General features: G+C 68.8%; 25 protein-coding genes, 1 tRNA gene, 1 other RNA gene and 1 pseudogene. 14 read left to right on the forward strand and 14 right to left on the reverse strand.

From position 1 onward, the window contains the following. Nucleotides 1-125 precede the first annotated feature (125 nt). The 8 genes from M1M07_RS11710 (at nucleotide 126) to M1M07_RS11745 (ending at nucleotide 7018) form a co-directional block, all read left to right on the forward strand. Nucleotides 126-575: a heme-binding protein gene (locus M1M07_RS11710; RefSeq protein ID WP_197254435.1), complete on the forward strand. Its 450-nt coding sequence runs from the start codon at nucleotides 126-128 to the stop codon at nucleotides 573-575. Between the two features lie 182 nt (nucleotides 576-757). Beyond that, a complete protein-coding gene (locus M1M07_RS11715) occupies nucleotides 758-1477 on the forward strand; it encodes a TenA family transcriptional regulator (protein ID WP_197254437.1) in 720 nt (239 codons plus the stop codon). A 90-nt stretch (nucleotides 1478-1567) separates the two neighbouring features. Continuing rightward, a complete protein-coding gene (locus M1M07_RS11720; protein WP_197254445.1) occupies nucleotides 1568-1936 on the forward strand; it encodes a Rieske 2Fe-2S domain-containing protein in 369 nt (122 codons plus the stop codon). Continuing rightward, nucleotides 1933-3159, forward strand: a complete 1227-nt coding sequence (locus M1M07_RS11725; protein ID WP_197254447.1) for an NAD(P)/FAD-dependent oxidoreductase — start codon at nucleotides 1933-1935, stop codon at nucleotides 3157-3159. Before M1M07_RS11720 ends, M1M07_RS11725 begins: the two co-directional genes overlap by 4 nt. Continuing rightward, a complete protein-coding gene (locus M1M07_RS11730; RefSeq protein WP_197254449.1) occupies nucleotides 3156-4601 on the forward strand; it encodes an aldehyde dehydrogenase family protein in 1446 nt (481 codons plus the stop codon). Before M1M07_RS11725 ends, M1M07_RS11730 begins: the two co-directional genes overlap by 4 nt. A 41-nt stretch (nucleotides 4602-4642) precedes the next feature. Continuing rightward, nucleotides 4643-4999 (forward strand): non-heme iron oxygenase ferredoxin subunit, encoded by a 357-nt coding sequence (locus M1M07_RS11735; RefSeq protein ID WP_197254451.1) that lies wholly within the window; start codon nucleotides 4643-4645, stop codon nucleotides 4997-4999. Beyond that, a complete protein-coding gene (locus tag M1M07_RS11740; RefSeq protein ID WP_248674270.1) occupies nucleotides 4996-6585 on the forward strand; it encodes a gamma-glutamyltransferase family protein in 1590 nt (529 codons plus the stop codon). Before M1M07_RS11735 ends, M1M07_RS11740 begins: the two co-directional genes overlap by 4 nt. Continuing rightward, entirely contained in the window at nucleotides 6575-7018 is a 444-nt protein-coding gene (locus M1M07_RS11745) for a RidA family protein (protein WP_248674271.1), read from the forward strand. The genes M1M07_RS11740 and M1M07_RS11745 overlap by 11 nt, the downstream gene beginning before the upstream one ends. Nucleotides 7019-7028: 10 nt before the next feature. Here M1M07_RS11745 and M1M07_RS11750 read toward each other — a convergent pair whose 3' ends face one another. Then, nucleotides 7029-9269 carry a DNA polymerase III subunit gamma and tau gene (locus tag M1M07_RS11750; protein ID WP_248674272.1) on the reverse strand — a complete coding sequence of 747 codons (2241 nt, stop codon included), beginning with the start codon at nucleotides 9267-9269 and terminating at the stop codon, nucleotides 7029-7031. Between the two features lie 168 nt (nucleotides 9270-9437). Between M1M07_RS11750 and M1M07_RS11755 the strand changes: the two genes are divergently transcribed. After that, nucleotides 9438-10073, forward strand: coding sequence for a PadR family transcriptional regulator (locus M1M07_RS11755; protein WP_248674273.1), 636 nt, complete (start codon nucleotides 9438-9440; stop codon nucleotides 10071-10073). A 129-nt stretch (nucleotides 10074-10202) separates the two neighbouring features. After that, a complete protein-coding gene (locus M1M07_RS11760; RefSeq protein ID WP_197254459.1) occupies nucleotides 10203-11537 on the forward strand; it encodes an ammonium transporter in 1335 nt (444 codons plus the stop codon). A gap of 91 nt (nucleotides 11538-11628) precedes the next feature. Here the strand turns inward: M1M07_RS11760 and M1M07_RS11765 are convergent, their stop codons facing one another. Together M1M07_RS11765 and M1M07_RS11770 are read right to left on the reverse strand one after the other, a co-directional pair. Next, nucleotides 11629-11991 carry an HPF/RaiA family ribosome-associated protein gene (locus M1M07_RS11765; RefSeq protein ID WP_197254479.1) on the reverse strand — a complete coding sequence of 121 codons (363 nt, stop codon included), beginning with the start codon at nucleotides 11989-11991 and terminating at the stop codon, nucleotides 11629-11631. Between the two features lie 147 nt (nucleotides 11992-12138). Then, nucleotides 12139-12789 (reverse strand): NAD(P)H-dependent oxidoreductase, encoded by a 651-nt coding sequence (locus M1M07_RS11770; RefSeq protein ID WP_248674274.1) that lies wholly within the window; start codon nucleotides 12787-12789, stop codon nucleotides 12139-12141. 188 nt (nucleotides 12790-12977) lie between these two features. On the opposite strand from M1M07_RS11770, the pseudogene M1M07_RS11775 reads away from it, so the two are divergent. Continuing rightward, a pseudogene (locus M1M07_RS11775) lies at nucleotides 12978-13666 on the forward strand (2-phosphosulfolactate phosphatase). Nucleotides 13667-13685: 19 nt separating this feature from the next. On the opposite strand, the gene M1M07_RS11780 reads toward M1M07_RS11775, so the two are convergent. From M1M07_RS11780 to ffs, 5 genes are all read right to left on the reverse strand, one after another. Next, a complete protein-coding gene (locus M1M07_RS11780; protein WP_248674275.1) occupies nucleotides 13686-14318 on the reverse strand; it encodes a glyoxalase in 633 nt (210 codons plus the stop codon). A gap of 205 nt (nucleotides 14319-14523) precedes the next feature. After that, nucleotides 14524-15099: an HhH-GPD-type base excision DNA repair protein gene (locus tag M1M07_RS11785; RefSeq protein ID WP_248674276.1), complete on the reverse strand. Its 576-nt coding sequence runs from the start codon at nucleotides 15097-15099 to the stop codon at nucleotides 14524-14526. A 21-nt stretch (nucleotides 15100-15120) separates the two neighbouring features. Next, nucleotides 15121-16545 carry a hypothetical protein gene (locus M1M07_RS11790; protein ID WP_248674277.1) on the reverse strand — a complete coding sequence of 475 codons (1425 nt, stop codon included), beginning with the start codon at nucleotides 16543-16545 and terminating at the stop codon, nucleotides 15121-15123. A gap of 274 nt (nucleotides 16546-16819) precedes the next feature. Further along, on the reverse strand, nucleotides 16820-18109 hold the full coding sequence (locus M1M07_RS11795; RefSeq protein WP_197253283.1) for an aminotransferase class I/II-fold pyridoxal phosphate-dependent enzyme: 1290 nt from the start codon (nucleotides 18107-18109) through the stop codon (nucleotides 16820-16822). A 47-nt stretch (nucleotides 18110-18156) separates the two neighbouring features. Then, an RNA gene (gene ffs / locus M1M07_RS11800) (signal recognition particle sRNA small type) lies at nucleotides 18157-18251 on the reverse strand. 117 nt (nucleotides 18252-18368) lie between these two features. Between ffs and M1M07_RS11805 the strand changes: the two genes are divergently transcribed. After that, a tRNA-Ser gene (locus M1M07_RS11805) sits at nucleotides 18369-18456 on the forward strand. A 67-nt stretch (nucleotides 18457-18523) separates the two neighbouring features. On the opposite strand, the gene M1M07_RS11810 is transcribed toward M1M07_RS11805, so the two are convergent. Further along, a complete protein-coding gene (locus M1M07_RS11810; RefSeq protein ID WP_197253281.1) occupies nucleotides 18524-18913 on the reverse strand; it encodes a hypothetical protein in 390 nt (129 codons plus the stop codon). Nucleotides 18914-19028: 115 nt separating this feature from the next. Here M1M07_RS11810 and M1M07_RS11815 point away from each other — a divergent pair, with 115 nt between their 5' ends. Further along, nucleotides 19029-19526: a signal peptidase II gene (locus M1M07_RS11815; protein ID WP_197253279.1), complete on the forward strand. Its 498-nt coding sequence runs from the start codon at nucleotides 19029-19031 to the stop codon at nucleotides 19524-19526. 34 nt (nucleotides 19527-19560) lie between these two features. Here M1M07_RS11815 and M1M07_RS11820 read toward each other — a convergent pair whose 3' ends face one another. Further along, entirely contained in the window at nucleotides 19561-20505 is a 945-nt protein-coding gene (locus M1M07_RS11820) for a DUF1524 domain-containing protein (protein WP_197253277.1), read from the reverse strand. A 125-nt stretch (nucleotides 20506-20630) separates the two neighbouring features. Here M1M07_RS11820 and M1M07_RS11825 point away from each other — a divergent pair, with 125 nt between their 5' ends. After that, entirely contained in the window at nucleotides 20631-21296 is a 666-nt protein-coding gene (locus tag M1M07_RS11825; RefSeq protein ID WP_197253288.1) for a YoaK family protein, read from the forward strand. A gap of 9 nt (nucleotides 21297-21305) precedes the next feature. On the opposite strand, the gene M1M07_RS11830 is transcribed toward M1M07_RS11825, so the two are convergent. The 4 genes from M1M07_RS11830 to M1M07_RS11845 form a co-directional block, all read right to left on the reverse strand. Beyond that, the gene (locus M1M07_RS11830; protein WP_197253275.1) at nucleotides 21306-21860 is read right to left on the reverse strand and encodes a hypothetical protein; all 555 of its coding nucleotides are present in this window, start codon (nucleotides 21858-21860) and stop codon (nucleotides 21306-21308) included. Beyond that, on the reverse strand, nucleotides 21857-22441 hold the full coding sequence (locus M1M07_RS11835) for a hypothetical protein (protein WP_197253273.1): 585 nt from the start codon (nucleotides 22439-22441) through the stop codon (nucleotides 21857-21859). The genes M1M07_RS11830 and M1M07_RS11835 overlap by 4 nt, the downstream gene beginning before the upstream one ends. 225 nt (nucleotides 22442-22666) lie before the next feature. After that, entirely contained in the window at nucleotides 22667-23221 is a 555-nt protein-coding gene (locus M1M07_RS11840; protein ID WP_231610950.1) for a hypothetical protein, read from the reverse strand. Between the two features lie 227 nt (nucleotides 23222-23448). Beyond that, a complete protein-coding gene (locus tag M1M07_RS11845; RefSeq protein WP_248674278.1) occupies nucleotides 23449-24024 on the reverse strand; it encodes a TetR/AcrR family transcriptional regulator in 576 nt (191 codons plus the stop codon). Nucleotides 24025-24089 lie beyond the last annotated feature (65 nt).

The following is a 24089-nucleotide window of genomic DNA, read 5'->3' on the forward strand; positions in this document are numbered from 1 at the left end:
CCGCGCGGTGCTGTTAGAAATGAGCCACGCCCGACCACGAGCCTCCCGGCCGGGCAACAATCCGCCCGCTCGGGCAGCCGTCCCGGCAAGAACCGAACCGGCCCCGACTCAGAAAGTGGAGACCGATGCATCGCATTTACCGAATCACTCTCGACGACGCACTCCCCCTCCTCGCCGCCGGCCGAGCGAAGGCCGAGGAGATCGGCGTCAAGCAGACCCTCTGCGTGTGCGACGAAAGCGGGAATGTCATTGCCCTGCACAGGTTGCCGGGCGCACGACTGACCGGGGTCGACATCTCGATCGCCAAGGCGTTCACCGCCGCCGGCCACGAACGCGCTACACACCTGTTCAACGAACCGCCCAACGGGCCGGCACTCCCCGGGAACGAGGCATTCGGCATCAGCCACATGCTCCCCGGCAAGTTTGCGATCTTCGTCGGCGGCTTCCCCCTCGTCTACGACGGCCAGATCGTCGGCGCGGTGGGGATCAGCGGCGGAAACGGCGAGCAGGACAAGGCTGTCGGTGCCGCGATGCTCGCCGAGTTCGAGGCTCTCGTGTCCGCGACCGCGCACTGACACGTGCACTTCGACCCGACTACGCGGCGATTCCCGGTCATTGTGGCCCTGGCAGCGCCGATCCCACCCACCTAGGCTCGAACTCACCGAAACAAGCTGCACACCAGAACATTCGGACCCGCAATGTCGCGGAGCTCTCCACAACGGCATCGACCGCACGACAACCCGGAAAGGCACATCTCATGACCGAACTGCTCGGACGCGACGAGTTCCGCACCGCACTGGAAAACGCCATCAAGGGACGTGAAGCGAAGGACGCCTCCTTCAGCAAGGCATGGGCCGAAGGCAAGCTCGAGAAGCACCACTTCGCCCGGTGGGCGGAGAACCACTACCACTACGTGGGCCCCTTCGCCGACTACCTCGCGAACATCTACTCCAATACCCCCGACCACTACACCGACGCGAAGGACTTCACGCTCCAGAACATGTACGAGGAGGAACTCGCCGACATCCGGCACACCGACCTCCTCATCAAGTTCGCCGAAGCGTGTGGCACCACCAAGGAACGCGTCGAGGACCCGAACAACATGAACGCCGTGACCCGGGGACTCCAGGCCTGGTGCTACGCGGTGTCGCAGCGTGAGCACTTCGTGGTCGCCACGGCCGCGCTCGTCGTCGGACTCGAGTCCCAGGTCCCGAGCATCTACAAGAAGCAGATCGTCCCGCTCCGCGAGGTCTACGGCTTCACAGAGGACGAGATCGAGTTCTTCGACCTGCACATCACCTCCGACGTCGTGCACGGGGAACGTGGCTACCAGATCGTGCTGGACTGCGCCGACACGCCGCAGCTGCAGCAGCGGTGCCTGCAACTCGTCCGCTGGGGCGCCGAGATGCGCTACTCGTACACCAAGGGCCTGTACGACACCTACGTCGCTCCCGACCTGGAGCTGGCGTCGGCCTGATTCAAGACTCGCGGGGAGCGGTTGCTGCACAGCGGTTTCCGATACACAGCGGTTTCCGCTCCCCGCGTAGCAGACCAGCGAAGGAGAACGATGTCCACCGACGCCACCAGCGCCCCGACCTGGGTTGCTGTCGCCACCGTGAAGGAACTGACCCGCCGCCGCAAGCTCCGAGTGGAAGTCGACGGCGTTGCAATCGCACTGTTCCACGCGAACGACCGCTTCTACGCCTTCGCCGACCTGTGCGTCCATCAGGACCGTTCGCTCGCGAAAGGCACTCTGCTCCACGGCCGTGTCATCTGCCCCGGTCACCAGTGGCGGTTCGACCTCGAAACCGGGTACGAGGAGGACCAGGACCTCTGCCAGCCGACGTACCCCGTCTCCGTCGTCGACGACATCGTCCACATCGATCCCACCCCGCGACGCACTACCGGGGAATCCGGAAAGGACTGCACGGCATGACCGTTCGCACAGTAGTCACAGTCGGTGCCGGCCAGGTCGCCGCGGTCGCCGCCCGCACGCTCCGCCGCCGCGGATTCGACGGCCGCATCGTCCTGCTCGGCGACGAGCCGCACGAACCCTACCAGCGGCCGCCGCTCTCGAAGGAGTTCCTCGCGGGCCGCGAGGGCGGGGAGTCCCTCGCCCTGATGACGCGGAAATGGCTCGACGCCAACGACATCGACATCCGCACCGGGGTCGCGGTGCAGCGGGTCGACACCGCCACGCGCACCGTCGAATTCGACGGCGGGTCGCTCGCGGCCGATGCCGTGATCCTCGCGACCGGAGGCCGACCCCGCACGCTCGCCTCCACCGGCTCCCGGCCCGACCTGGTCCACTACCTCCGCACGCTCGACGACGCGACCGCCCTCGCGGCCCGGCTCACGCCCGGCTCGACGCTCGCCGTCGTGGGTGGCGGATTCATCGGGCTCGAGATCGCCGCGACCGCACGCTCGCTCGGCGTGAGCGTGACGGTGCTCGAACAATCCGACCAGCTCCTCGGCACCGTTCTCGGCGCCCGGGTCGGCTCCTACTGCGCCGATCTGCACCGTCGCAACGGCGTCGACCTGCGCACCGGAACCGGCGTCACGTCGCTGACGACATCCGACGCGGGCGTCCGGATCACGACGACCACCGGCGACACGATCGAGGCCGACGCGGTCGTGGTCGGCATCGGAATCGTGCCCAACACGGAGGTGGCCGCCGCGAGCGGGCTCGCCGTCGACGGGGGCATCGTGGTCGACGCCGTCGGACGTACGTCGGCCGAGCACGTCTACGCGGCCGGCGACGTCGCGAGCCGCTTCTCACCCCGGGCCGGCCGGCACATCCGCGTCGAGCACTTCGACAATGCGAACCGGCAGGCCGCCGTCGTCGCGGACACGATCGTCGGGCGCCAGTCGCTCTCCGACGACCCGCACTGGTTCTGGTCCGACCAGTACGACTCCAACATCCAGTTCGCCGGAACAGCGAGCGGAGCAACGGAATACATCGTCCGCGGCGACATCGACTCAGGCGAGTTCTCCGTCTTCTACCTGACCGGCGACGTTCTCTCCGCCGCATTCGCGATGGACCGCGGCGAAGACATCATGGCCGCACGCGAACTCCTCGGCCACCGGGTCGACGCCGTTCGGCTCGCCGACGAGGACGTCGATCTGTGGGACATGTACGAGGAGGTCGAATCCGCATGACGATCACGGGCCTGAACCACATCGACGGCAGCTGGGTACCGGCGGCGTCCGGCGCCGTCTTCGAACGCCGCAACCCCGCCGACGACACCGACCTGATCGGCACGTTTCCCGATTCCGATGCCATCGACGTGCGCAACGCCGTCGACGCACTCGACAAGGCCGCGCCCGAATGGGCTGCCACGCCGCCCGAACGGCGGGCCGCGATCCTCGAGGCCGCCGCCGAACATCTCGTCTCGCAGGCCGGCACGCTGGTCGAAGAACTGATCCGCGAAGAGGGCAAGACCCGCGCCGAGGCGTCGATGGAGGTGAGCCGGACGCCGCTGAACCTGCGGTTCTATGCCGGTGAGGCGCTCCGTGCCACGGGCACGACGTTTCCCGCGCCGGGTTCGACCACGGTGTACACCGTGCGCGAGCCGATCGGGGTCGTCGGTGCCATCACGCCGTGGAACTTCCCGCTCAACATTCCGTCCCGCAAGCTCGGGCCGGCACTCGCGGCGGGCAACACCGTCCTGTTCAAGCCGTCCGAGATCACCCCGCTCATGGGGCAGCGCCTCGTCGAGGCGCTGCTCGCCGGAGGCCTGCCGCCGGGCGCTATCGCCCTCGTCCACGGCGACGGCAGGGCCGGGACGGCTGTGGCCGGCGACGAGCGAGTCGCGGCCGTGACGTTCACCGGTTCCACCGAGGTCGGCCGCGCCATCCACCGCAGCATCGGCCCGGACCGGCGGGTGCAGCTCGAGATGGGCGGGAAGAACCCTGTGGTCGTGCTGGCGGACGCCGATCTCGACGCGGCCGCCGCGCTGATCGTCAAGGGTGCGTTCGGGTTGTCCGGCCAGGCCTGCACCGGAACCAGCCGGGTGGTGGCCGTGGACGAGATCCACGACGCACTGCTGGAGAAGGTCGTCGCACGCGCCGAGGCACTCACCGTCGGGGCGGGGTCCGCTCCAGGCGTCTCGATGGGGCCGCTCGCGAGCCGGGGCCAGCTCGACAAGTTCCTCGCGTACGTCACGATCGGATCCGATGAAGGCGCACGTCTCGTGTGCGGCGGGACGCGGTGCGGCGACGAGACCGGTTTCTTCGTGCGGCCCACGGTGTTCGCGGACACCACCCCGGGCATGCGACTGCTGACCGACGAGATCTTCGGACCCGTCCTCGCATTCCAGCGCGCCTCGTCGTTCGACGACGCACTTGCCCTCGCGAACGACACCGCGTTCGGTCTCAGCGCCTCGATCGTCACGAACAGCCTCGCCGACGCGCACCGGTTCGTCGCCGGTTCGCGGACCGGTCTGGTGAAGGTCAACCAGCCCACTACCGGCATGGCCGGCAATGCGCCCTTCGGTGGCTACAAGCAGTCGAGCACACAGACCTTCAAGGAACAGGCCGGCCCCACGCTCATGCAGTTCTACCAGTCCGAAAAGACCGTGTACCTCTCCCCCGAAGCCTGACCGTCGTCCGGCTTTCACCCACAGATGCCTGGAGGAAGACCATGGAGTTCAAGCGAGTGGCCCGTTCCGGGCAGGTGACCGAAGGTATCGTCCGCCGGTTCTACGCCGGCGAATACGAATTCGCCATCTCCCGGCTGGACGGGAAGGCATACGCGACATCCAACTACTGCTCCCACCTGGACTGTCTGCTCTCGTCCGGCAAGCTGGTCCAGGACGGTATCGGATGTTCCTGCCACGGAAGCGCTTTCGACCTCGAAACCGGGGAGCCGATCTGCCCGCCGGCAACCGAGCCGATCAAGACCTACCCGTGCGAGGAGCGCGACGGCGAGATCTTCGTGGGCATCGACCCGAACGAACCCCCGGAGGGTCCGCGCCGGCGCCGGAAGAGGTCGGCATGAACCGCCGGCCGCCGACGCTCGCGACCGGAGGGATGGTCGCGTCGAGCCATCCCCTCGCGAGCCAGGAAGGAGCGCGCGTACTCGCCGACGGCGGCAACGCGGTCGACGCGGCGCTCGCGATGGCCGCGGTCACGTGGCTGACGCTGCCCGGGCAATGCGGACTCGGCGGTGATGCGTTCGCGGTGGTGCGCGAACCCGACGGCGCCGTTTGGACGGTCAACGGCAGCGGCTACGGACCGGACGGCGGCACAACCGGTTTCTACCGGGACCGGGGCTTCGATGCGATTCCCCTCGACGGGGCGCTGGCCGTGGCGGTGCCGGGTGCACCGGCCGCCCTGGCCGCACTGCACGCGCAGGGGGCGAGCAGAGCGCTGCCGGAGCTGTGGGAACCCGCCGCGCGTATCGCCGAACGCGGCCTCCCGTGCTCGGCGAAGACCCGCGCCGACGTACTGGCCGCGTTCGACGCGATCCACAGCGACCCCGGACTCGCGGACGTGTACACGAAGCACGGTGCGGTTCCGCGCGTCGGCGACCGGCTTCCCCAAGCCGACCTCGCACGCACGATTCGTGCACTTGCCCACGATCCCGCTTCCTTCTACACCGGCAGCCTCGCCGAACGATGCGTCGATGCGGTGCGGGCGGCCGGTGCCCCGTTCACGGGCGACGAATGGCAGCGGTGTGCAACGGTTCCCGTGGAGAACGCACTGACCGGAACCTATGCGGGGGCAACCGTCCACCAGACCCCATTGCCGACTCCGGGATGGATGGTGCTGCAACAGGCCGCGTTGTGCGACGGGGCATTGGGATCCGAAGACCTGCTCGGCTCCGAGGCGATCGATCGCATTGCCCGGGCCGCCGCGATCGCGTTCGAGGACCGATTGCGCTGGTGCTCGTCCGACAACGACGGGGCGGCACGCGCTCTCGACCCCGGCAACATCGCCGCTGGCCGGGCGCGTCTCGAATCACGCGAACCTGTAGGATCTTTCGCTGTGGCGGGTGGGGATACGACGTCGCTGGTCGCCGTCGATGCGGACGGTCGCGCCGTCTCGTTCATCCATTCCCTCGCCTTCACGTTCGGCGCGAAGTTCACCGTGCCCGGCACCGGCATCGTGCTCAACAACCGGCTCGGACGCGGCGCGTACCTGATCGACGGGCACCCCAACGAGGTCGCGCCGCGACGCAAGCCCCTGCACACGCTCAACGCGTGGATCGTCACCGACGCGGCCGGCGAACTGCGGCACGTCGGTAACACCCCGGGCGGCGACGGCCAGGTGCAGTGGAACATGCAGCTGCTCTCGCACCTACTCGACCACGGACTCGATCCGCAGGAGGCCGTGTCGGCGCCGCGCTTCACGGTCTACCCCGGCTCCGACGCGAACACCCTCGGGGCACCGACGGAGTTGCGCATCGAAGCAACTGTTCCGGAGTCCGTGCGCCGAGCGCTGTCCGACAAGGGACATCGGGTATCGGTGCTCGACGCGTTCGGCGCCGAAGGCAGCGCACAGATCGTCTCGCTCGACGAGCGCGGAGTGATACTCGGCGGTAGCGATCCTCGGCAGGAAGGAGTGGCTCTCGGTGTCGAATAACGATGCTGTTCTGTCCGTTTCGGCTCCGGCACCCCAGGGGCGCTATGTCGCCGCGGTGGTCGCGGGCGATACCGTTCGCACCGCCGGAATGACACCGCGCCGCGACGGTGCCCTGGTGATCACCGGTCGCGTCGGTGCGGAGGTGTCCCCGGAGGACGCGCAGGCTGCCGCGGCTCTCGCCGTCCGCAACGCGCTCGCCGCCGTGCGCTCGGCGCTGCCTACCGGCACACGCTTTCGTCCCGTCGAGATGGTGGTGTATGTCGCGGCAGCGCCGGGCTTCACCGCGCTGTCCACGGTCGCGGACGGCGCGTCGGAGGTCGTCGAGCAGGAACTCGGAGCCGAGAACCTGCCCGCCCGCAGCGCCATCGGGGTGTACTCGCTGCCCGGAGGTGCACCCGTCGAGATCGCGCTCACCGCCGTGATCGTGCCCTGAGCGGGTCTCGCTACTTCTCCTCGATCCGCTTGGCGCCGAGGATGTCCTTCAGCAGTTCGAGGGCAACGTCCTCGGGGTCGCGACGAGTCGACGGATCGCCCGGGGTCGCGGCCTCGGCGAACATCTCCTCGACGTCGGTCTCCGTCACCGCCGACGGGTCCGGAGGCGGAGCGTCGTACGCCCCTTCCGGCCCGGGATCGTCCGGAAGATCCGGTGCTTCCGGAGGCGGAATGTCGTCGTAGTTCGGCCCCGGCTGCTCAGGGCGGGCCGGACCCGGACCCTTCTGCTCGTCGGGACGCGGCTGGGCCGCGGCACGATTGGCCTGGCTCGGCCTCGAGAACCTCGGCTGCCCGTTCGGCCGCGACTGTTGCTGCACGGGAGCGGCTTTCACGGGCGCCGGAGCGGCCGACCCGTGCACACACGTGACCTCGAAATCGACGCCGAACACCTCACGTAGCGCATCGGCGACGACACCGGCATTGCGCGGTTCCGCGAGACGCTTCACGAGCGGCATCGAATCGTGGACGAGGACCACGCGCGTGCCCTCCACGTCGCGCACCGACGCGCCGGACAGCATGACCTCGACCGTGCGGCTGCGGGCACGCACCTTCGCGCGCACCTCCGACCACACCGCGCGCAGGCCCGCGGCGTCGGGACCCGACGCCGGCTGCGGCGGCGCGGCGGGCTGGGGTTTCGGCTGGGGTTTCGGCGTGGGTTCCGGCTCCGGTTCGCCGCGGTCGGCGACGGCGCGGGCCGGCTGTGGCGGCGAAACCGGCGCGGGCTCGGGAGTTTTCGATTCGATCGGACGCGCAGCCGGTTCGGGGACCGGCGCCGGTTCGGGTGTCACCGGTTCCGGAGGTGTCACCGCGGCAGACTCTGCCTGCGGTGCCGGATTGGCAGGCTCCGCCTGCGGTGCCGGACGTGCAGGCTCCGCCTGCGGTGCGGGCGCTGCCTGTTCCATCGCACGCCGCTGCGACGGCCGCTGGAACCGGGCGGCGGGTTCGTCGGGTGCGATCGGCGCGACCGCCGGTTCCGGCACCGGGCGCGGCGCGGCCGCCGGGGCCGCAGCACCGGCCGGGGCCGCAGCACCCGCCGCCGGGACGAATCCCTGCTCGAGTCGTTCGAGCCGTTGCAGCACAGCGGTTTCCGCGTCGGACACGGCCGGCAGCAGCATCCGCGCGCACATCACCTCGAGCAGCAGGCGCGGCGCGGTCGCGCCGCGCATCTCCCCGAGACCCGCGTGCACGATCTCGGCGTATCGCGTGAGGGTGGCCGGGCCGATCCGGTCGGCCTCGTCGCGCATCCGGTCCAGGATGTCGCCCGGCGCGTCGACGAGACCGCGGTCGGCGGCGTCGGGCACCGAGCGGAGCAGGATCAGGTCCCGCAGGCGCTCGAGCAGGTCCACCGCGAAGCGCCGCGGATCGTGCCCCGCGTCCATCACCTTCTCGACGGTGCCGAACAGTGCCGCCCCGTCCCCGACCGCGAGCGCGTCGACGGCCTCGTCGATGAGCGCGACGTCGGTGACACCGAGCAGCGCGAGCGCGCGCGAGTAGGTCACGCCTTCGGGCCCGGATCCGGCGAGCAACTGGTCCATCACCGACAGCGAGTCGCGCGGCGACCCCCCGCCGGCCCGGATGACCAGCGGGTACACGGCGTCCTCGACGGGCACGTTCTCCTGCGTGCAGATCCGCTCGAGCAACCCGCGCATCGCGGTCGGCGCGAGCAGCCGGAACGGGTAGTGATGGGTGCGCGACCGGATGGTCGGCAACACCTTCTCCGGTTCGGTCGTCGCGAACACGAAGATCAGGTGCTCCGGCGGTTCCTCCACGATCTTGAGCAGGGCGTTGAAGCCCTGCGTGGTGACCATGTGCGCCTCGTCGACGATGAAGATGCGATACCGGGACTCGGCCGGGGCGTAGAACGCGCGGTCGCGCAGTTCGCGGGTGTCGTCGACACCGCCGTGGCTGGCCGCGTCGAGTTCGATGACGTCGAGGTTGCCGCCTCCGCCGGGACCGAGCGCGACACACGAGGCGCAGACCCCGCACGGCGTCGACGTCGGACCTTCCACGCAGTTCAGGGACCGCGCGAGGATGCGCGCCGACGAGGTCTTGCCGCAACCGCGCGGCCCGGAGAACAGGTACGCGTGATTGATACGTCCCGTGTCGAGGGCGGTGCTGAGGGGCTCGGTGACGTGCTCCTGCCCCACCACCTCGGCGAAGGTCGCCGGTCGATACTTCCGGTACAGGGCCACGCGCCGAGACTACCGGCGCACTCCGACACGAGGGCCGAGTGGTCGCCACCGGGCGGTCCGGGCAGGTGGAGACGGTCCGTGATCGAGACCACACACTCTCGACGCTTGCTTTAACGATATATCGCGTTCTATCTTGATGGTGTCGAACAAACAGAAAGGGCGTACACAATGCGCAACGAACGACACTTCGGCGGACAGCGCCGACACAGCACCCCGGATGGCGAATTCCACCGCGGCCGGCGCCGCGGCGACGGACCCCGGCGCGGCGAGCATCCCTTCGGCGGACCCCGCCCGCATCGCGGCGGCGGAGAGGCCCGGGGCGGCCGACGCCATCGCGGGCGCGCCCAGCGCGGCGACGTCCGCGCCGCCACCCTGATCCTGCTGGCCGAGCAGCCCATGCACGGCTACCAGCTGATGCAGGCCATCACCGAGCGCACGGGCGGAACCTGGCGTCCCAGCCCGGGTGCGATCTACCCGACCATCTCCCAGCTCGAGGACGAAGGCCTCGTCCACGTCGAGGTCGACGGCGGACGCAAGCTCGCCTCGCTCACCGACGCCGGACGCCGCTACCTCGAAGACCCGGCCTCCGCGGTCACCGACCCGTTCGCGGGATTCGCGACCTCGGCGGACACGCCCGATCTGCGGAGCGCGCTGGCCGAGGTCCATCACGCCGCACGCTCGGTCGCCGTCAGCGGCACCGACGAACAGATCGCCGCGGCCCGCGACATCCTGGCCGACGCGCGACGCGCGCTCTACCTGCTCCTCGCCGAAGGCCCCGCTCCGAAAGCGTCGGACGACGCATAACGGACATAAATACGGCGGGTGAGATTTCCGTAACGCGTTCGCAACACCACTGCCCCTCGGAGGAAACGCCACGGTCGGATCGTCGAATCCCGGTGCATTGAGATTCAGTGCCCGTGAGGAGATTCGCTCGTGCCCTCGACAATCGATGCCGGTGCCACCGCGTGGTTGCTGGCAAGCACCGCCCTCGTCCTGCTGATGACCCCGGGTCTCGCGCTGTTCTACGGCGGCATGGTGCGGTCCACCGGCGTGCTCAACATGATCATGATGAGTTTCGTCTCGATCCCGCTGGTGACGGTGACCTGGCTGATCGCCGGCTACAGCCTCACCTTCGACGACGACCTCGGCGGCGGCCTGCTCGGCGGGCTCTCCCATCTCGGCATGAGCGGCATCTCCCCGACCACCGTCCACGGTCAGATCCCGGAGATCCTGTTCGCCACGTTCCAGCTCACCTTCGCGATCCTCACCGCGGCACTCGTCAGCGGCGCGATCGCCGACCGCGCCAAGTTCTCCGCGTGGATGCTGTTCGTGCCGGTCTGGTCCCTGCTCGTATATGTGCCGGTGGCGCACTGGGTCTGGGGACCGGACGGCTGGATCGCGCGGCTCGGCGCACTGGACTACGCGGGCGGGCTCGTCGTCGAAATCGTCTCCGGCGCATCCGGCCTGGCACTGGCCATGGTTCTCGGCCCGCGTCTCGGTTTCAAACTCGATTCGATGCGACCACACAATCTTCCGCTGGTGCTGCTCGGCGTCGGCCTGCTGTGGTTCGGCTGGTTCGGATTCAATGCGGGCTCGGCGCTGGCAGCAGACGGCAAGGCCGCCGCGATCTTCCTCAACACGCTCGTCGCGGGCTGCACCGGCATGCTCGGCTGGCTGTTCGTCGAACAGCGCCGCGACGGACACCCCACCACGTTCGGTGCGGCCTCCGGCGTCGTCGCCGGTCTGGTCGCGATCACCCCGGCGTGCGGCACCGTCGGGGTGATGGGCGCGGTCGTCGTCGGCGCGGTTGCGGGCGTGGTCTGCTCGTTCGCGGTGGGCTGGAAGTTCAGGCTCGGCTACGACGACTCGCTCGACGTCGTCGGCGTGCACCTCATGGGTGGCATCGTGGGCACCATCCTCATCGGACTGCTCGCGACCGCGGTGATGACCGACGGCCCGACCGGCCTGTTCTACGGCGGCGGCCTCGCCCAGCTCGGCAAGCAGATCCTCGCGGTCGCGGTGGTCGGCCTCTATGCGTTCGGGGTCACCTACATCCTGGGCAAGACGATCGACCGGTTCTTCGGGTTCCGGGTGGACAAGGAGGCCGAGTCGACGGGTATCGACCTCGCCCTGCACGCCGAATCCGCGTACGAGCACGGCGTCGTCGGACACGGACCGATCGGTGGGGGCGCCGCGGCACACTCCCCGTTCTCGATCCCGCCCCGCGACCTTCGCCGGGAAAAACAGGACGAACAGCCCCAGCAGTGACCGGCTTCCGGCCGGACCCGGAACGACGATCGCCCCACCGCTGTGTGCGGTGGGGCGATCGTCGTCGCGCGCGGTGAGCGCGGTCGTCGGATCAGAGTGCGTCCTTGTCGACCGGCATGTGACGGATGGACGGTCCACCCTTGTGGTTGCCGGAACGACCGAGCCGGGAGTCGAGCTGCTTCTGCAGGCGGCCGACGGCACCGTCGAAGGCTTCCTTCACCGAACCGGCGTGGTGGGTGACCGCGATCGGCTGCTGACCTGCGACGCGGGCCTCGAGCACGCAGCGCTTGTCGTCGACGCCGGTCTTCGCGGCGTTCTCGTCGCCGAGATGGACCTCGACGCGGGTGATCCGATCGCCGAAGCGCTCGAGAGCGGACTCCACTTCACCTTCCAGCCTGCGGACGATGTCCTCGTCGACCTGGATATTGCCGTCCTTGTTGAGCTGGACCTGCATGGTTATCCCTCCTTTTCGGGCGCGCCGCGACGGTGACCCGCCTCGGCGTAGTACCCACTTCGATCACACCCGATACGAGGGGGTTCGGCAAATCTCCGGCCGGGCGTGTCCGGTCCACCGGCGCCGGACGTCCCGAACCGGACAGCGTCACGCCCGGGAACCCAGCTCGATCGCCAGGGTGCGCACGGATTCCTCTGCGGCGGAGCGGCTTTCCTTCGCCTGCCCGGCAAGCGGAGCGAGCGGTGCCAGCCGGTCGGCGAGAGTGAGTTCGGCGGTGACCACCTCGACGGCCATTCCCAGCGACACACCGAGAACCTGCTGCAGCGGCAGAACCGTGTGGTCGGTGCCCTCCCCCGGCGTGCCGGGCGCGTACGTGTTGCCCCGGCTCGACACGATCACGACGGGCTTGCCTGCGAACGGGCGGTCCGGGTTGTCGAACGGAACCGTGGTTCCGAGAACGTGGATGTAGTCGATCCACGCCTTCAGCGTCGACGGCAGCGACCAGTTGTACATCGGTGCACCGATCACGACGACGTCCGCGGCCGCGACCTCCGCGATCAGCTCGGCCTGCAGTTTCTCCGCCGCGGCGTCGGGGGCTTCGCCGTCCACGCGCAGACGCGCCGCGTAGTGCAGGCCCGCGTCGGTCAGATGCGGCAGCGGCTCGCGGTGCAGATCTCGGCGGACGACGGTGTGGTCGTCGCCGAGACCCCGCCACGTCTCGGCGAACAGCCCGGTGAGCGCGCGCGAGACCGACGTGTTCACATCGGCCGAGGAATCGATGTGCAGCAGTTGAGGCACCGGATCTCCCTTTCGAATGGTCCTGTACCCGGCACGCTACCGAGTGAGGGCAGAAACACTTCGCATATCCGCTCGGCCTCCAGCCATCCTTCCCCTCGATCGTCTCAGCGGATGACTGAGCCCCACGCGGATACGATTCCGCCGCATCGGTATCCGTGATCACAGCGGTGCTGTGGCACGCTGACCGGATGAATCCGGCACACACGCAACGCGACTTCGGCGTCCGATTCGAGTGGGGCCTGCCGGGAGCCGCGGCCGTCGCGGGCGGTGTCGACATCACAAGCAGCGCCGACATCGCGGTGGTCGTCGACGTGCTGTCGTTCACCACGACCCTGTCCGTCGCACTCGACCGAGGCGTGGAGGTGTTCCCGTACCGCTGGAACGACGACGGTGCCGCCGCTTATGCGGCCGAACGCGACGCGGCGCTCGCCATCGGTCGTCGAGCAACCGGTCCGGGCGCGGTCAGCCTGTCCCCGCCACGATTCGCGCGGCCATCGGGCTCGAGCGGCTCGTGCTGCCGTCCCCGAACGGATCGTCGATCGCGTACGAACTCGGATCGGTGGTCGCGGTCGTCGCCGGCGGGGAGAAGTGGCCCGATGGATCCCTCCGTCCGGCTATCGGGGACCTGTGGGGCGCCGGAGCCGTGATCGCCGGGCTCTCCGTTCACGGCCCGCGGTCGCCGGAGGCGCAGGTCGCGGCGGACGCCTGGGCGACGGTGTCGGAGCGGGTCGCCGATGCGCTGCACGACTGCGCGTCGGGGCGCGAGCTGATCGCCGCCGGTTACGCCGGCGACGTCGCGGTCGCGGCGAAGGTTGGGCGGAGCGAGTCCGTCCCGGTCCTGCGCGACGAGCGATTCGTCGACGCAGCGCGAACCTGAGACCTGCGGATGCAGGCCCTCAACCCACGACAGCCTCCCAGACGTAACCGTCCGGATCGACGAATCCTTCTGCGGTGCAGCCGATGACGATGCGGTGCGAACCGGTTCCGTCGACCGGAATCCCGAGATCTTTTGCCAGCGCGCGGCGCTTGTACAGTGCGAGTGTGACGGGACTCGATGCCTCGGAGGTGAATTCGGCGTACTTGCCACCGAAACTCCTACCGGCCACGAGCCCCCGCTCGACGTAGAACTTCTTGGTGGCCTTCACGTCGTCGACACCGAGCAGCAGGACGAACTCGTCGATGTTGCGGGTGGCGGGACCGGTGTCCTTCTTCGCCGACGTCGCGACCTTCCAGATCGTCCCGTCCGGCGCCTGGACGGCCCCGCCGTAGCCCCACAGGGACTTCGCCGCCGGCTTGGTCACCTCGGCGCCGGCGTCGACGGCGGCGTCGAGGAATGCGTCGACGGTCGCGGGGCCGGAGACCGTCAGTGCAAGCGTGAACCCCCGGAAACCGGAGGTGTTTTCGGCGGACTCCCGAAGTCGGATGTAGGAGTCGACCCCGAACGCCTTGTAGAAGCGACGCGCGGCGTCGACGTCGGCGACCTCGAGCGTGACGGATGTGATGGACGTGGTTGCGTTGGTCGTCGTCATGATTTCGATGCTAGGAAGCCGAGACGGACCTGGCTTCTCGATTCCTGACCGGTTCGTCCGGTGTGAACCTTCCCCGTTTCCGAGCGAGCGGTACACCCGTCTCCTTCAGGCGGTTTCAACCGACCGAATGTACCGCTCGCTCGGAAGAGAAGGGGGTTGATGGACCACCCGCGGCCCGACCCATGCGGGAGGACGAGGAAGGACGCTAGCCCTTCTTGGCCGCCGCCTTCGCCGACTTCTTGAACTCGCGCACCTCCTGCAGCGACTTCTCGTCGACGACGTCGGCGATGGATCGGCGGGATCCCTCCTGGCCGTAGTCGCCGGCGGCCTCCCGCCAACCCGCCGGCTGCACACCCATCTGCTTGCCGAGCAGCGCCAGGAAGATGCGAGCCTTCTGGTCGCCGTAGCCGGGCAGCGCCTTCAACCGCTTCAGAACCTGCTTGCCGTCAGGATCTCCCGATGTCCAGATGGCCGACACATCGCCGTCGTACTCGTCGACGATCGCGGCGCACAGGGCCTGGATCCGCTGTGCCATCGACTTCGGGAACCGGTGCACGGCCGGGGGTTGCGCGCAGACGGTGACGAAGTCGTCGGGATCGGCTTCCGCGATTGCGTGCACATCGAGTCCGCCGAGCCGGTCGGCGAGCTTCTTCGGGCCGGCGAAGGCCGTCTCCATCGGGACCTGCTGGTCGAGGAGCATGCCGATGAGCAGTGCCAGCGGGTCGGAGGCGAGCAGCGCGTCGGCGTCCGGGTCCCCGACCAGATTCAGCGTCGATGCCATGGGTTGATCATGCCCTGCCCGTTATCGCCGTCGCCACAGTACGGCGACGGCGATCGCGACGACGGTGAGCGCCAGCGTGGCGCTGAAGGCGTACAGCCAGTGCGGGAACAGCGTCGGTTCCGATTCGGCGGGAACCGCTGCGAGAGCCGCGAACAATGCGACGACCGCGATGACCGATGCCGCCGCGGACCATCCGCGGGCGAGCCGCGAGTGCCGCTGACCGCGCAGTTCCACGCTGCGTCGTACCGCGTGCTCGATCACCTCGGCCGCCTCGGCGAGTTCTCCGTCGAGGGCGGCGATGTCGTCGGCCACGCGGCGCACCAGCAGCGACCGCAGCTGCGTCGGCTGTGTCCACGAATGGAACCGGTCGTCGTGTATCGATTCCTTGCGCAGCAGTGCCCGCTCCATCTTGCGGGCCTGCATCGCGGCGACGTCGTCGAGCGCGGCACGGAGCCGATCACCGTCGAGATCCTCGTGGTTACGCAGGTGCGCGAGCATCTTCCAGAAGTCCCGCGAGCAGTTCGCCCGCATCGCGACCCACGGCAGCAGCCCGAAGATCATGTCCCCGGTTCCGTGAGTCGTGTAGTCGCTGTCCACCGAGGTCGCCTCGAGATCGAGCAGCACGGCGCCGCAGTCCTCCCGCACCGCGATCGCGGCGCCGGGTTGTGCGGGCGCCTCGACGAGCTGAACCCGATCCCACCGCCACACCACACCCCACGCGCGGGCAGTGGCCCGGACGCGAGATCCGGTCGCGTTGCCGTCGACGAGGTCGCGTACCCGCTCGCCCCCACTCGACACGATCTCCACCATCAGCGCCTCGACGACCTTGCGATCGCCGACCCCGCGATGCCGGTGCACGACGATCTCGGGCAGCGGCCGGTAGGTCGCGGGGACGGGCATCATCCGGTTGATCCCGGGGAACAGATCTTCGAGAGAAGCCGACGACGTCAGCTCGAACGGGGCGAGGAATCCGTCGACGGTGGGCCGGAAACCCTTCCCCTCACGGTCCTGCAGTGGATCGATACGCCGGCCGACGAGGGAGGGCTTGTCGGTCAGTGTCTCCAACGCGAGCACGAGTCCGTGTCCCGGGATCTCCCACAACGACGCACAGGTCGCGGGAGCGCCGACGAACGGACGAGCCGACGAGCCCGCCCGCAGCGCCCCGGTCGAGACGCCGAACGACACCTCGGGTCGTGTGCGATCGACGATGTGCCGGTACGCGAGCAGAACTGCCGGACGGACACCGTGATCGCTGGCGGGGTTCGCTCCGATCCGCGCGGGCAGGAACGGATCGACCGCCGCGGCGGGCGGAACAGGAGGTCGCGGGACCGTCGAGGCGTCGATATCGAGCGCCAGGAGAAAGACATCGAGCACGCCGTGGCATCCCGTAACGGACGCGACGGCGGTTGCGCCGGCTCCGGATTTCACGAGAGCGCGGTATTCCATCACACTCACCACTTCCGAACCCGCCGCGGAACTCGCGGCGACCCTGATCGGGCAGTATGGCATCTCCTGTGGAAAAAGCCCATTCCGGATATTTTCCGAGGTCACAGCCCTGTGTCGGGGAGTTGTCCACGGCCGGTCCACCGTCGGTCCACGGGTTGTCCACAGATTTGTCCACAGCCTGGGCACAACTCGCTCGAAACGGACGGACACCCGGAAAAGCAACCGCCGCCGCACCCGGTTCGGGTGCGACGGCGGAAGGAAGCCGGTGGCTCGCTCAGCCGGCGAGGGCCTTCTCCGTGGCGGCGAGCAGCACGCACGTGGCGACGCCGTCCATGGCCTTGGCCAGTTCGTCGAGCGACGGGAAGCTCGGCGCGAGCCGGATGTTCTTGTCGTCGGGGTCGTTCTTGTAGGGGAACGCCGATCCGGCGCCGGTCAGCGCGATGCCGGCGTCCTTCGCCAGCGCGATGACGCGCTTCGCGGTGCCCTCGACGACGTCGAGGCTGATGAAGTAGCCGCCCTTGGGTTCGGTCCAGGACGCGACCTTCGACGCGCCGAGACGATCCTCGAGGATGCGCAGCACCAGCGCGAACTTCGGCGCGAGGATCTCGCGATGCTTGGCCATGTGGGCACGCACGCCCTCGGCGTCGCCGAAGAACCGCAGGTGCCGCAGCTGGTTGATCTTGTCCGGGCCGATCGTCTTGATGCCCAGGAACTTCTGGTACCAAGCCAGGTTGGCGGCGGAGGCCCCGAAGAAGCTGACACCCGATCCGGCGAAGGTGATCTTCGAGGTCGAGGCGAGCGCGAAGATCCGGTCCGGGTTCCCGGCCTCGGCGGCGAGGCCGAGGATGTCGATGGCCGGCGCGCAGTCCTCGACGAGGGGGTGCACCGCGTAGGCATTGTCCCAGAAGATCCGGAAGTCGGGAGCCGCGGTGGGCATCGACACCAGCGCGCGGGCGACGTCCAGGGAGTAGACGGCACCGGTCGGGTTCGAGTACGTCGGTACCGTCCACATGCCCTTGATCTGCGGATCCGCGGCGACCAGCTCGGCGATGAGGTGAGTGTCCGGACCGTCGTCACGCAGCGGCACCGGGATCATCTCGATGCCGTAGGACTCGGTGATCGCGAAGTGACGGTCGTAGCCGGGGGCCGGGCACAGGAACTTGACGACCGGTTCCTGCGACCACGGACGCGGCGAACCGACGGTGCCGTGCAGCAGCGACGCGACGATCAGGTCGTGCATGATCTCGAGGCTCGCGTTGTTACCGGCCATGAGGTTCTCGACGGGGATGTTCAGCAGCTCGGCGAAGATCGCGCGCAGCTCCGGCAGGCCGGTGAGGCCGCCGTAGTTGCGGCAGTCGGTGCCGCTTCCGTCGCGGTAGTCGCCCTCGCCCGGCAGCGACAGCAGCTCTGCGGAGAGGTCGAGCTGTTCGGGGGACGGCTTGCCGCGGGTCAGGTCCAGCGTGAGCTTTTCGGTCTTCAGCCGGTCGTAATTGGCGGACTGGCGCTCGTGCTCTGCAACGAGTTCCTCATGGCTCATCAACCCGATCTGGGTTTGGACAGGCATGCGGAAGAACCTTTCACCGTGCACGGCGACACGGGCATCGGCGGAGACTAAGGGGACCCCGCGCACCCGGCAGAGCCCGTTGACCCTTGCTGCCTTCCGGCCCTGGGGGAGTTCACAGGATGCGCGCCGCGCGGGATCCATCGGCAAGTGTAGAGGACATGCCACCCAGGCGTGGAATCGCCCCGGCGCGACCCCGAGAAAAGTCACCGCCACCTGCTCGTTTGGCAAGAATCGCGGAGTGTTCGGTATGCTTCCCCACGGAGGATTCGCCTAGTGGCCTATGGCGCTCGCCTGGAACGCGGGTTGGGTTAACGCCCTCAGGGGTTCAAATCCCCTATCCTCCGCCACGGGAAACGCCCGTGACCGGCAGAAATGCAGGTCACGGGCGTTTTCTTCCTCGCGGTGCACCGCGGGTCAGTGCTCTGCGCGCGGCACCAGCCGCAGCCCGCCGGCCGGTGCCGGTGCCGAAGCAAGCTGCTCACCGATCTCGCGGGCCGCCTCGATCTGCGCCCTCGTCGCCCGCAGCTGGCGACGGAACACCTCCTGACGGCGGCCGTCCTCGAGGACCAGGGCGATGCACCACAGACCGAGCCACGATGTCCTCGGTGCCCCCTCGGGGGTCGCCTCCGACAGGCGGCGGCCCCGATAGCGGTCGAGAAACTGCACCGTCGCCGCGTTCACATCGATGTCGAGGGCGATCGACAGCGCGAGCATCGCGTCGTCGGAGGGCTGCCAGTCCTCGGGCAGAACAGGGTCGTCGACCGGACCGCCGGTGGTCAGGTGAAGGCGCGGCTCAGGCTCCATACAGTCATGGTCGCTGCCTCCGGCCTCCCGGAGGGCCCGGACACGCCGGGTCGACCGTCCCACCTCGAAGAACCCGACGCTCGCAATCGTGCCGCGGATCGGGAACGATGACGCCGTGCCGTCGACCTCCCGATTCCTGCCCTGGATCCTCGCGTTGGCCACCGGCGTGGTCGTCACCGACCAGCTCAGCAAGTGGTGGGCGGAATCGACCCTGCCCCGGGGCGTCTCGACGCCCGTCGTCGGCGAATTCCTCGAGTGGCGGCTCGTCTACAACCCCGGCGCGGCATTCGGGCTCGGCGCCGACTCCACCTGGGTACTGACCGTGGTCGCGGGCGTCGCCGTCGTCGCCCTCACCGTGCTGGCGGCGCGAACCCTCTCTCCCGCATGGGCGCTCGGCGTCGGCGCGCTGCTCGGCGGCGTCACGAGCCACCTGGGTGATCGCCTGCTTCGCGCACCCGGGTTCGCTCGCGGGCACGTCGTCGACTTCATCGCCTACAACAAGTGGTTCGTCGGCAATGTCGCCGACATCGCCATCGTCGGCGGCGCGGCCTTCCTGACGGTCCTGACCCTGCTGGGCATGCAGGCACGTCCGGCAGCCGTCTCCGCGGGCTGATCTCGCGGAAACTGCTCTGCCACAGCAGTTCCGGCTACTCGCAGGCAACCCCGTCGCGGTCGCCGTCCATCTCCGGGCGGTAGCCGGGTTGTCCGGCATACAGCGGTGCCGCTCCGGCCGCGCGGGCCGCGGCACAGTTCGCGAAGTACACACCGGTCGACGCCGGGACGGAAGGCTCGGGAGTCTGCGTCGCAACCGGTTCGGATGCCGCGGCTCCGTCGCACTCGGACAGCACCCGCGCGATCGCGTCGTGTTCGGCCTGCGTCACCCACAGCCCGTACGCCGCCTTCACCTGGACCTGCCGTGCCACATAGGTGCACCGATACGCGCGGTTCGGCGGCAGCCAGGTGGCGGCATCACCGTCGCTCTTCTTCTGGTTCGTCGGGCCGTCGACTGCCTGGAGGTTGCGCGGATCGTTCGCGAAGTCCACGCGGGTCTGCGCGTCGAGTTGCTGCGCGCCCTTCTGCCAGGCGTCCGACAACGCGACGACATGGTCGATCTGCACGGCCTCCGACGTTCCCTGGCCGCGGGTGAACGGGATCGTCGTGCCGGTGTAGGCATCGTGCAGGGTGCCCGACAGGACGACGCAGTCGCGGGTACCCGGCTTGAACTCGATGTCGACGAGGTCGCGGCGCAGGATGTCGTTGCGAGTGTCGCAGCCGTTGTGGCCGCCGTCGACGTCGACGTCGTCGCTCCACGCCTGCCCGAACAGCTCGCGGTCGTAACCACTCTTCGGAGCGCGGCCCTTGATCGGCAGTTGCGCCAGGACCGCCAGCGCCGCCGTCGCCTCGGACGTGGAGGCTCCGCTCGGCTGCGGTTCGGAGCCGGTGGGTGCGGCGGCGGCCGTGACCGGCGCCGATCGGGAAACGGTCGCAGTCGTGGGGTCTGCGGTCACGCCGCATCCCGTGAGGGTTGCAATCGCGGCGACGGCAGCAACGAGCCGGCCGCCCCGGTTGAAGGTCGCCGATCGGCCGGTCACTCGAAATACTCCTGGTCGGGATGGATCCGTGGACTGTCGCCCGACCACACTGCCTCGTTGCACGAGGTAAGCAAAATCGGAGACGTGGCGCGTCGCACACCCACCGAATGATTAGCATTTGGGGAGTGGTCGGATACGACAGGAAACTCCAGGGTTTGGCAATCGCCCTGTCCTCCCTCGCGGGATTCGTCGACGCCCTCGGTTTCGTCACGCTCGGCGGGGTGTTCGTCTCCTTCATGAGCGGTAACTCCACCCGCATGTCCGTGGGTATCGCCGACGGACACTGGTCGCAGGCCGCACTCGTCGCGGGGATCCTCGGGTTGTTCGTCGCGGGCGTCGTACTCGGCGGCGTCGTCGCGGAGATCACCGGCCCGGATCGCCGCAGCCGCAAGTTCGCGGTCCTGGCGACGGTGTCCGCCCTGTTGTTCGCCGGCGCGGTCGCGGCGGCGCTCGACTGGACGCCGGTGGCGATCATCGCGATGACCCTGGCGATGGGCGCCGAGAACAACGTGTTCCGGCGCGACGGCGAAACCAGCGTGGCGCTGACCTACATGACGGGCGCGCTGGTCAAGATCGGCCAGCGCGTCGCCGCGGCGATGTTCGGGGGACCCCGATGGTCCTTCCTGCCCTATCTCGGGCTGTGGGCCGGGCTTGTGGGAGGTGCCGTGCTCGGTGCACTCGCCCACCGCGCCCTCGGTCTGCACGCGCTGTGGATCGCGACGGCGGCCGCGGGGGTGCTCACCGTTGCGGTGAGATACCTCCCCTACAAGCCCGCTACCCGGCCGATGTGAACCGTCCGCTCAGACCGAGAGCAACCGCTGGAAGAAGTCGCGGTAGCGCTTCAACGCGAGCCGGAGATCTTCGGTGGACGCTTCGTCGCCTCGGGCCCACTGCTCCTCGAGCCGCGACCGCGCGTCCGCGAAGCCGCTCGTGAGCCGCTCGACGACATCGGACACCAGACCGTCCGCCTTCCGGACACACTCCCGGGGATCGTCGACGAAACCGGCCTGGACCTCGTCCCAGCGCGACCTGAGTCCCGACAACTCCTCCTGCCCGAAAAGTTCGTCGCGAGAGTCCGATTCGGGCGCCGCGGAGGTCCTCTCGGCTTGCGCGGTCGGCGTACCGACATCGCCGGCCGACCCGAGATCACCGGCCGGCGGAGCAGCACTCTCGGTCCTCGCGGCCGTCTCTCCCGTCGACACGCGGGTGTCCGCCGGTACTCCGGCGTCCGCCGGTACTGCGCTTTCCCCGGTCGTCGGGTCGGTGCGGTAGGTCGACGATCCGGCTGCCTCGGTCGATGGTGCTACTCCCCCGGTCGTTTCGGTGCTGCCGGGATGCGGATCCTGGGTGGTCATGCGCGCGCCTCCTTCGGGTTGCCCTGCTCGTTGTCCCGCGCGAGGAGCGATTCGAAGAGCGTTCGATAGTGCACGAATGCCTCGCGCTGGTCCTCCGTGCGGACAGTGCCGTTCTGCTGCGTCAGGTAGATGCCGTGCGCAGCGCGATAGTTCTCGACGACCGTCGGGTGATCGACCGAGATGTCGGCCGCGCGCCGGTCGAAGTCGTCGACCGGGTAGCCGCGCTCGCGCATGACCTCGGTGACGAGCCGGTCCGCGGCGCCGACCGTACCCGAGGGATCGTCGATGAACGCGGTCTGCACCGTCCGCCAGGTCTCCTGGTACCTCTCGCACGCTTCGGGCGAGAGCGCCACGATGTCGAGTGCCTCCCGTTTCTTCTCGCGGGCCGCGAGCTCGTTCTCGGCGGCACGTCGTTCGCCGACCTCGTCGACGGTCCGCTCGTACTCGGGCCCGAACCGCTCCTTCAGGTGCTCCGTCCGCGTGCGGCCGCGCGCGGCACGCGCGGCGACAATCGCGGCGACGACGGCGACCACGGCGATCGCCGCGAGCACCCCGATCAGGATCCATCCCCACACAGGCATCTCGTCGACCTCCTCGTCCCCGAGCGGATACCCGAAAGGCGGTGGCGGAAACGTGATGGGTCGACCTTGTTTCGGCACGACGTCCCGCAGGGATCGATCCGACGCGGGAACGGTTCGGACGGAACGGTTTACGGCTTCATTTGACCGAATCCATTACACGGGTGGGAAATTCGACGCGGGTGAACCACCACGCGACCCGGCCCGCGCGGTGACTTCGTGGCGAGATCAATTCGGCGTGGTCACCTTCTGGCCGGTGGGGTCGAGAACCCACCACACGCCGTCGTCTCCCTGGCCTTTGACCTCGCCGGGGGCGGTGTCGTCGACGAAGAAGTAGATCGGCCATCCGTTCACAGTTATCTGTTGCTTGCCGTCCGGTCCGGGAATCGTGCCGATCTGCCCGCCGACGCCCTCGACCTGCGGGGTGGTCGTGTCGGTGAGGACCGGCGGCCACTCGACGAGGCACTGTCCGGTGCAGGAGCTCGTGCCGGAACCGGGGGTGTCCTGGTCGAAGATGTAGACGGTCATCCCGCTGCCGTCGACGATGATGTCGCCGAGTTCGGACCCTGCGACCGCGAGTGCCGCCCCCGCAGCGCCCGCAGGTGGCGGGGAGGCGCCTTCCGTCGTACGGGTCTGTTCGGTGGTGTGCGTGGTCCCGTGGTCGTAGGCCCCGCTGTCGGTGTCCTTGTCGCCGTTGTCGGAGCAACCGGCCAGTACCAGGACGGCTGCGACGGCCACCGGCGTCGCGGCGCGCACAACTCTTCTCCGCACGAATCTGTTCATAGGAATCGGGTCCTTCTTCCAGTCGGTGCCCGTACCTGCGTACCGCAAGGCAGGGCCGGAATCTGCCGGACGCACCCCTCCGCCGACCTCGACAAACACTGTTGTGGGTCCGTTCGATTCTCTCACCGGGAAGGGTCACATCGGGGCGGATCGGGCCGACTGCAAGGAGATTTCGCCCTGGCGACAGCGCGGTCGGCGGCCGCCGGATTCCTGCTGAACGCTGTGCCTCAGGCGGTGACACCCGTTGTCAGAATGGAGGCGAGTTCGCGGTAGGCGCTCGCATCGTCGAGCCCGGTGGCGGCACGGACGCGGCCCTGCTGGATGCGCACCATCATCGTCGCAGCGAGGTCGGCGGCGAAGGCCGCGTTCACTCCTCGGAAGTCGCCGGTGGCGACGCCCTCGGTGATCAGTTCCTGGACGCGGCGGGCAGCGATCCGGGTATTGCGCTCGTACACCTCGCGGGCCGGGGCGAAGGCGTCGAGGTCGTTCATGAACTGCTCCGAGGCTGCGGCGAGCGCCTCACCGACGGCCGTGAGATATGCGGCGATGCGATCCGCGGCGCCTGCGGCGGCGACCTTGGCCTCGACCTGTTCGGTCGCCCTTTTGAAGAAGTGCACCGTCGCCGCCGTGACCAGCTGTTCCTTGCTGCCGGCGAGGGTGTAGAGGGTGGACTTGGAACATTGGAGGCGCGCAGCGATCGCATCGAGCGTCAGATGCGCGAAGCCCTCCGCGAGGAACAGCTCCACCAGCCCGTCGAACAGTTCGGTGCGACGAGCGGTGGCGAAGGACGAGCGGGAATCCATACGAGCGATAGTACTGGGGGACTGATTGCAGTACTCTCCTGTCGGCAGTACTGTGAAGCGGAACC

Origin of the sequence: Rhodococcus sp. HM1, from assembly GCF_023218075.1 — a bacterium.
GTDB lineage: Bacteria > Actinomycetota > Actinomycetes > Mycobacteriales > Mycobacteriaceae > Rhodococcus.